Raw genomic sequence first — 7,300 nt, forward strand, 5'->3', positions numbered from 1 at the left:
GACGAACGATGAAAACCAAAGCAGCCGTAGCATGGAGCGCGGGCCAGCCGTTGACGATCGAGGAAGTGGACCTGCAAGGCCCGCGCGCCGGCGAGGTGCTGATCGAACTCAAGGCCACCGGCATCTGCCATACCGACTACTACACGCTGTCCGGCGCCGATCCGGAAGGCATTTTCCCGGCGATTCTCGGCCATGAAGGCGCGGGCATCGTGGTCGATGTCGGCCCCGGCGTGACCACCCTGAAAAAAGACGACCACGTCATCCCGCTGTACACCCCTGAATGCCGCCAGTGCAAATTCTGCCTGTCGCGCAAGACCAACCTGTGCCAGGCGATCCGCTCCACGCAAGGGCGGGGCCTGATGCCCGATGCGACCAGCCGCTTCTCGCTCGACGGCAAGCCGCTGTTCCATTACATGGGCACCTCGACCTTCTCGAACTACATCGTGGTGCCGGAAATCGCACTGGCGAAGATCCGCGAAGACGCGCCGTTCGATAAAGTTTGCTACATCGGTTGCGGCGTGACCACCGGCGTGGGCGCCGTGGTGTTCTCGGCCAAGGTGGAAGCGGGCGCCAACGTGGTGGTGTTCGGCCTGGGCGGCATTGGCCTGAACGTGATCCAGGCGGCCAAGATGGTTGGCGCCGATAAAATCATCGGGGTCGATATCAACCCGAACCGCCAGGAAATGGCGCGCAAGTTCGGCATGACGCATTTCATCAACCCGAAAGACACGCCGAACGTGGTCGACCACATCGTGCAACTGACCGACGGCGGCGCGGATTACAGTTTCGAGTGCGTGGGCAATACGCAACTGATGCGCGAAGCGCTCGAGTGCACCCACAAGGGTTGGGGCCAGTCGTTCATCATCGGCGTGGCGGCGGCGGGCCAGGAGATTTCCACCCGGCCGTTCCAGCTGGTGACGGGCCGCGAGTGGAAAGGTTCTGCTTTTGGTGGCGCCCGTGGTCGTACCGACGTACCGAAGATCGTCGACTGGTACATGGACGGCAAGCTCAATATCGACGACCTGATCACCCATCGTCTGCCGCTCGAGCGTATCAACGAAGGTTTCGACCTGATGAAGTCGGGAGAGTCGATCCGCTCCGTGGTACTTTATTAATTTTACTCCCCGGTGGAAGTAGAAAAAAAGTTCTAGACTTAATTATCTAGATAATTTATTCTACATTCCATCACAAGGGGAGTGCGGCATGGACGTATTGCAAACTCTGGTGCCTGCCGTCGGCTGGGCGCTGTTGCATTTTATCTGGCAGGGCCTGCTGATCGGCTGGGCCGTGGCGTTGGCCATGCACCTGTTGCGCCGCGCCCGGCCGCACACCCGTTACGCGGTGGCTTGCGCCGGCCTGCTGTTATGCGCGGCGCTGCCGATTGCCAGCGTCATCAGCCAGCTGCACTCTGCCGATGCCTCTCCTGGCGCCAGCCTCGGCGCCATCACCCTGATTCCTTCTTTTATGTCCGGCGCCGATGCCGCTTCTGCTTCTGCTCCCTTGCTGGACCAGCCCGTGCTGGCCGGCTGGGAAGCCGTGCTGCGGGGCCAGTTGCCGTGGGTGGTCGGACTGTGGCTGGCCGGTGCGGCGCTGATGTCGCTGCGCCTGGCCATCGGCCTCAAGTGGGTAGCCGAACGCACCCGCAGCGACCGCTACACCGTCAACCATTACTGGCAGCGTCGCCTCTCCAGCCTGGCGCGCCGCGCCGGCCTTGACCTGCATGTGCGCCTCGGCGTGGCCGATGGGCTCGACAGCCCGGTCACGGCCGGCTGCTGGCGTCCGATCTTGCTGGTGCCGGCGTCCCTGATCACCGGCATGCCGCCCGAATTGCTCGAAGCGCTGCTGGCGCACGAGCTGGCACATATCAAGCGCCGTGATTACCTGGTCAACCTGATTCAAAGTGCGGTGGAAATCGTGCTGTTCTATCACCCAAGTGTTTGGGCCTTGTCGCGCCGCATCCGCATAGAGCGAGAACAAATCGCCGATGACCTGGCAGTGTCCATGCTCGGTCAACCGCAGATGCTGGCAAAGGCCTTGTCCGAGCTGGATAAATTCCAGTTCGATACCGTACAACTTGCCCACGCGGCGCATGGAGGAAATCTTATGTCTCGTATTAAACGCTTGCTGCGTCCCGATGTCGAACCGGTCAGCTGGAAAATGGTGGTCCCGTTGCTGGGCCTGTGCGCAGCCAGCGCCGTATTCTATGTGCAGGCCGCGCCCAACCCGCCGGCCGCTGCGCAGCTTGGTGCCGCACTGGCGTCGACAGCGGCTGCCGTGGCCGCTGTGCCGGATGCATCGAATGCGCTTGATGTGTCCGATGCGCCGGATTCGCCCTATGCGAAGGATGCGCAGAATTCGTCCGATGCGAAGGATGCGACCGGTGCGAGCGATGCGCAGGAAGTTGCTGCTGCGGCTGCAGAGCCGGTAGCAGCAGTGCCCCCGGCCGCGCCGGCTGTGCCTGCCCTGCCGCCACTCCCGGCCGCGCCGAAAGCTGTCCCGGAACTGGTCGCGCCAGCTACCCCCGCAGCACCGGCGGCCCCCGCAGCTCGCGCCGTAATCGCAGGACCCGCAGCACCAGCGGCCCCAGTAGCACGTGCCGCAGTCGCAGCACCCGCAGCACCCGCGGCCCCAGCAGCACGTGCCACAGTCGCAGCACCCGCAGCACCTGCAGCCCCAGTAGCACGTGCCGCAGTCGCAGCACCCGCAGCACCCGCGGCCCCAGCAGCACGTGCCACAGTCGCAGCACCCGCAGCACCTGCAGCCCCCGCAGCACGCGCCGCAACAGCAGCATTCGCGGCGCCTGTCGCCCCAGCAACCCCGGCCGCACCGATGGCTGACGCTGCCATGCACTCCTCAATCAGTATCGAAGGGATGACCATGCTCAGAGGCAAACGCGACAGCGCGTTTGCGCTGGTGCCGCTTGACCGCAGCCGCATGACCATCGCTGGCAACACCGACGACATGCTCAAGGTGGCCGACCTGCGCAAGACCATCAAGGGCGAATTCATCTGGTTTGCCGAGCGCGACAAGAGCTATGTGATCGAAGACCCGGCGCTGGTGGCGCAAGCGATTGCCGCCTGGGTGCCGGTACAAAAACTCGACGCGCAAATGAAGGTGCAGGGCGACAAGATGCAGGCGCAAGGCAAGGTGATGGAAGCAGCAGCCGAGAAAATGCGTCTGAACCTGGAAGCCAACGGCGGGATGCGCGAGGTCGAGCAGCGCGGCCACGAGATCGGCCGCGCTGCCGCCCAACAGGCCATCATTGCCCGAAGCCTGGCGCAGGTTGCGCTGGAGCGCGCGGCCTTGTCCGCCTCTGACACCGACAAGCGGGCCGCACTCGACGCCCGTCGTGCGCAGTTGCAGGCGCAGCTGGCGCCACTGGCGCGCGAAATGGACGCCCAGCAACTGCGCCTGGTGGCGCAGTCGGCCAGGGTGGGCCAGGACATGGGCCGCCGCATGGCCGAACTGAGCAAGCCGATGAGTGTGATGGGCCGCGAAATGGGTGCGCTGGGCCGCCAGCGCGCGCAAGCCCAGCGCGAGGCGGAGCTGGCGATGAAAGCCGTGTTCAAGCAGGCGCTGGTCACTGGCAAGGCGGTCGCTGCCACGCCGTCGGCCTGAGATTGGGCAACGATGGCCACGCCGGGCGTGATGCCCGGCGTAACACTTCTCATTCGTTGCCGGCACGGCGCCAACCCGGCGCCAACCGGAACGATCGGGAGCCAGTTGCCGCCCGAACCGGGCGCGGTGGCTGGCGGTGCTTGAGCAGGCATCCCGGTATAATCACGGGATGCAAAATCTTCTCCATAATCTGAACGACGAACAACTGGCCGCCGTCACCCTGCCGGCCCAGAGCGCCCTGATCCTGGCGGGCGCCGGTTCCGGCAAAACCCGCGTGCTGACCACCCGTATCGCCTGGCTGATCCAGACCGGGCAGGTGTCGCCGTCCGGCATCCTGGCCGTGACCTTTACCAATAAAGCCGCCAAGGAGATGATGACGCGCCTGTCGGCCATGATGCCGATTAACACGCGTGGCATGTGGATCGGTACCTTCCACGGCCTGTGCAACCGGTTGCTGCGCACGCACTACCGCGACGCCGCGCTGCCGCAGACGTTCCAGATTCTCGACTCGCAAGATCAGCTGTCCGCCATCAAGCGCCTGATCAAGGCCAATAATGTCGATGACGAAAAGTTTCCACCGAAAGAGGTGATGTACTTCATCAACGGCGCCAAGGACCAGGGCCTGCGCGCCGACAAGATCGAGCCGTACAACGCCGATGAGCGCAAGAAGGTCGAGCTCTATCAGCTGTACGACGATCAATGCCAGCGCGAAGGCGTGGTGGATTTTGCCGAACTGCTGCTGCGCACGTATGAACTGCTGAGCCGCAACCAGCCGCTGCGCCAGCACTACCAGCAGCGTTTCCAGCACATCCTGGTCGATGAGTTCCAGGATACCAACGATTTGCAGTACAAGTGGCTCAAGCTGCTGGCCGGCCATGGCGAAGGCGGCGGCGGGGCGCTGTTCGCGGTTGGCGACGACGACCAGAGCATTTACGCGTTCCGGGGCGCCAACGTGGGCAACATGATTGCGTTCGAGCGCGAGTTCCACGTCAAGAACCTGATCAAGCTCGAGCAGAATTACCGCTCGCACGGCCACATCCTCGATGCCGCCAACGTGCTGATCGCCAACAACAGCAAGCGCCTGGGCAAGAACCTGCGCACCGACGCCGGCCATGGCGAGCAGGTGCGCGTGTATGAAGCCACGTCCGACCTGGGCGAGGCGCAGTGGATCATCGAGGAAACGAAAAACCTGATCGCCGACGGCGCCGCGCGCAGCGAAATCGCTGTGCTGTACCGGTCCAACGCGCAGTCGCGGGTGATCGAGCACGCCTTGTTCTCGGCCGGCATTCCGTACCACGTGTACGGCGGCCTGCGCTACTTCCAGCGTGCCGAGGTCAAGCACCTGATCTCGTACCTGCAATTGATGGACAACCCGCACAACGACTCGGCCTTCATGCGCGTGGTGAACTTCCCCACGCGCGGCATCGGCGCCCGCACCATCGAGAACTTGCAGGGTGCGTCAGCCCAGTACGGCGTGTCGCTGTACGCGGCCGTGCCGTACATGACCGGCAAGGGTGGCACATCGCTGGCCGGGTTTGTCAAACTGGTCGAAAGCGCGCGCTTCGAGAGCCAGCAGATGGCGTTGCCGGAGCTGGTGCGCCTGGTATTGGAAGCGAGCGGCTTGCTCACGCACTATCAAACCGAAAAAGAAGGCGCCGACCGCATCGAGAATCTGGAGCAAATGGTCAGCGCCGCCACCCAGTTCGTGGCGGAAGAGGGCTACGGCCACGGCGCCCCCGCGCACCTGGGCCCGCAGTCGCAGGCGCAGGCAGGCGCGGCCATCGTCAACGAGGATGGCGTCGAAATTTTAGATGCCGACGCGCCGCTGGCCACCGTGATGTCGCCGCTGTCGGCCTTCCTGTCGCACGCATCGCTCGAAGCAGGCGACAACCAGGCCACGGCCGGCCAGCAGGCGGTGCAGATGATGACCGTGCACTCGGCCAAGGGGCTCGAATTCAACAACGTGTTCATCACTGGCCTGGAAGAGGGCCTGTTCCCGCACGAGAGCAGTTCGCGCGAGGAGGGCGGCGTGGAGGAAGAGCGGCGCCTGATGTACGTGGCAATCACGCGCGCGCGCCAGCGCCTGTACCTGTGCTTTGCGCAAACGCGCATGTTGCACGGCCAGACGCGCTACAACATGAAGTCGCGCTTCTTCGACGAATTGCCGGAAGATGCGCTCAAGTGGCTGTCGGCCAAGGCCCAGACCCACTGGTTCGCCAACAAGAAGACCGCGTGGGACGAGGCGCCATTGATCGGCTCGGACAACGCAATCGCCCAGAAGATGCAGCAAAAATCATCGGGCTGGCGCATCGGCGAATCGGTCTCACATGCCAAGTTCGGCGAGGGCGTGATCGTCAACCTCGAAGGCAGCGGCGCCAACGCGCGTGCCCAGATCAATTTCGGCAGCGCCGGGATGAAGGTGCTCGATCTGAGTATTGCCAAGCTGGAGCGGTTGGGGTAGCGAAAAGTTGTGTCTGCGCTTTTCGTCATTGCCCCAATGATTTTTCTAAAAGTCGAAGGCGAGACACGACGCGTTCGCCCTGGATTACCGTTCCTGCCAGTGAAATAGAGACGTTGCTGTGCCGTGCCCTGTTCCTTGAAGGTTCCGCGCGCCAGAAGTCTGGCGCGCAACGCGTCGAACTGCTGCCAATTTTTTACGGCAACTGCAAAGTCCACATCATAGGTTGCTCGCCTGGCGACAATGCCGAACACATGGTTCAGGAGAATATCTCTTGCAGTCGCCCCCACCAGCATGTAGTCGATTCCTTCGGCCGATGCATCGGCTGCGACGTCACGCAGGATATCGATGATGTTGGGATCGACTGGCCAGTCATCCCTGATCAAACGTAGGGTCAATGCACTTCTCCTTGATTATGGAGGCTGCTTCATCCGTGCGCGGATCCATTAACGCAAGAAGCTCGGTGTAGACCAGCAGTGGTGGAGCAAGGCAGACTTCGGTGTCGCGCGATGTCTGCCAGAATTTTTCTAGCATTTCGATGTTGCCATCAGGATCAGGTTTGATTCGATGCTGTTTGACCAATACCTTGATGACGCTATCCATTTCCTTCTGGTCAACGTAAAGCGTTTGCGTCGATGGCTTGAGGTACCCCGTCATTTTATAAGCTGCTACTTCGGAACTCCACGCGCAAGGGAAAGAGTCCAAGGGCACTGACCGCCACCAATCGGGGTCAGGTGCGCTGAAACGTCTGAGATGTAGTTTAGTACGTAAGGTGGTGGGGAAATTGATTGCCCACTCATCGATCAAACGCTTTGGCTCCAGTAGTTTTCTACGCTCGAGGCCGCTGGAGTTGATCAAGTAGCCTCGGCGCTGTAAATCTTCCAGAACATTATAGGCTGTGCCCAGTGACACTCCGGCGGTGCTTGCGATGTGTTTGAATGGTGACTTGAGGAGAGCAGGATGCGAAAGCAGCGCAAATACCACGCGCAATGCTGCTGAGTTCGTAAGCCCTTTGGGTTCGTCAATTACCAGGTGAACAAGACTACGCTTTTCCCCCGTCATAAAGATCAGGAGACCGGGGCCATGCAAATACGCGTTGTCAGCAGCGGTTGTAAACTGATACAAGCAGCGATTGAAAACTGATACACCGTTTTGAGATGATGGCTGCTTTGCGGAGCAGCCTTGAAACCCAACGAGGTGTACGTGGAAATTCAGTTATTGAGC

At 61.9% G+C, this 7,300-nt stretch carries 4 protein-coding genes; 3 read left to right on the top strand and 1 reads right to left on the bottom strand.

Going from position 1 to position 7,300, the window contains the following annotated elements:
• Window positions 1-8 precede the first annotated feature (8 nt).
• The 3 genes from F8197_RS27865 to F8197_RS27875 all read left to right on the top strand — a co-directional run bounded on the left by F8197_RS27865 (window position 9) and on the right by F8197_RS27875 (window position 6,079).
• Window positions 9-1,115: an S-(hydroxymethyl)glutathione dehydrogenase/class III alcohol dehydrogenase gene (locus F8197_RS27865; protein WP_152885290.1), complete on the top strand. Its 1,107-nt coding sequence runs from the start codon at window positions 9-11 to the stop codon at window positions 1,113-1,115.
• 88 nt (window positions 1,116-1,203) lie between these two features.
• Window positions 1,204-3,618 (top strand): M56 family metallopeptidase, encoded by a 2,415-nt coding sequence (locus F8197_RS29040; RefSeq protein WP_227012451.1) that lies wholly within the window; start codon window positions 1,204-1,206, stop codon window positions 3,616-3,618.
• 169 nt (window positions 3,619-3,787) lie between these two features.
• Window positions 3,788-6,079: a UvrD-helicase domain-containing protein gene (locus F8197_RS27875; RefSeq protein WP_152885292.1), complete on the top strand. Its 2,292-nt coding sequence runs from the start codon at window positions 3,788-3,790 to the stop codon at window positions 6,077-6,079.
• Between the two features lie 369 nt (window positions 6,080-6,448).
• On the opposite strand, the gene F8197_RS27880 is transcribed toward F8197_RS27875, so the two are convergent.
• On the bottom strand, window positions 6,449-7,201 hold the full coding sequence (locus tag F8197_RS27880; protein WP_152885294.1) for a type IV toxin-antitoxin system AbiEi family antitoxin: 753 nt from the start codon (window positions 7,199-7,201) through the stop codon (window positions 6,449-6,451).
• Between the last annotated feature and the right edge of the window lie 99 nt (window positions 7,202-7,300).

The sequence above is a fragment of the Duganella sp. FT27W genome (genome assembly GCF_009295655.1).
Lineage (GTDB): Bacteria > Pseudomonadota > Gammaproteobacteria > Burkholderiales > Burkholderiaceae_D > Rugamonas > Rugamonas zoogloeoides.

What these genes read in the sequence shown, in the direction of transcription:
- F8197_RS27865 (WP_152885290.1), top strand. Translation starts at nt 9, where the DNA reads ATGAAAACCAAAGCAGCCGTAGCATGGAGCGCGGGCCAGCCGTTGACG.
- F8197_RS27875 (WP_152885292.1), top strand. Translation starts at nt 3,788, where the DNA reads ATGCAAAATCTTCTCCATAATCTGAACGACGAACAACTGGCCGCCGTC.
- F8197_RS29040 (WP_227012451.1), top strand. Translation starts at nt 1,204, where the DNA reads ATGGACGTATTGCAAACTCTGGTGCCTGCCGTCGGCTGGGCGCTGTTG.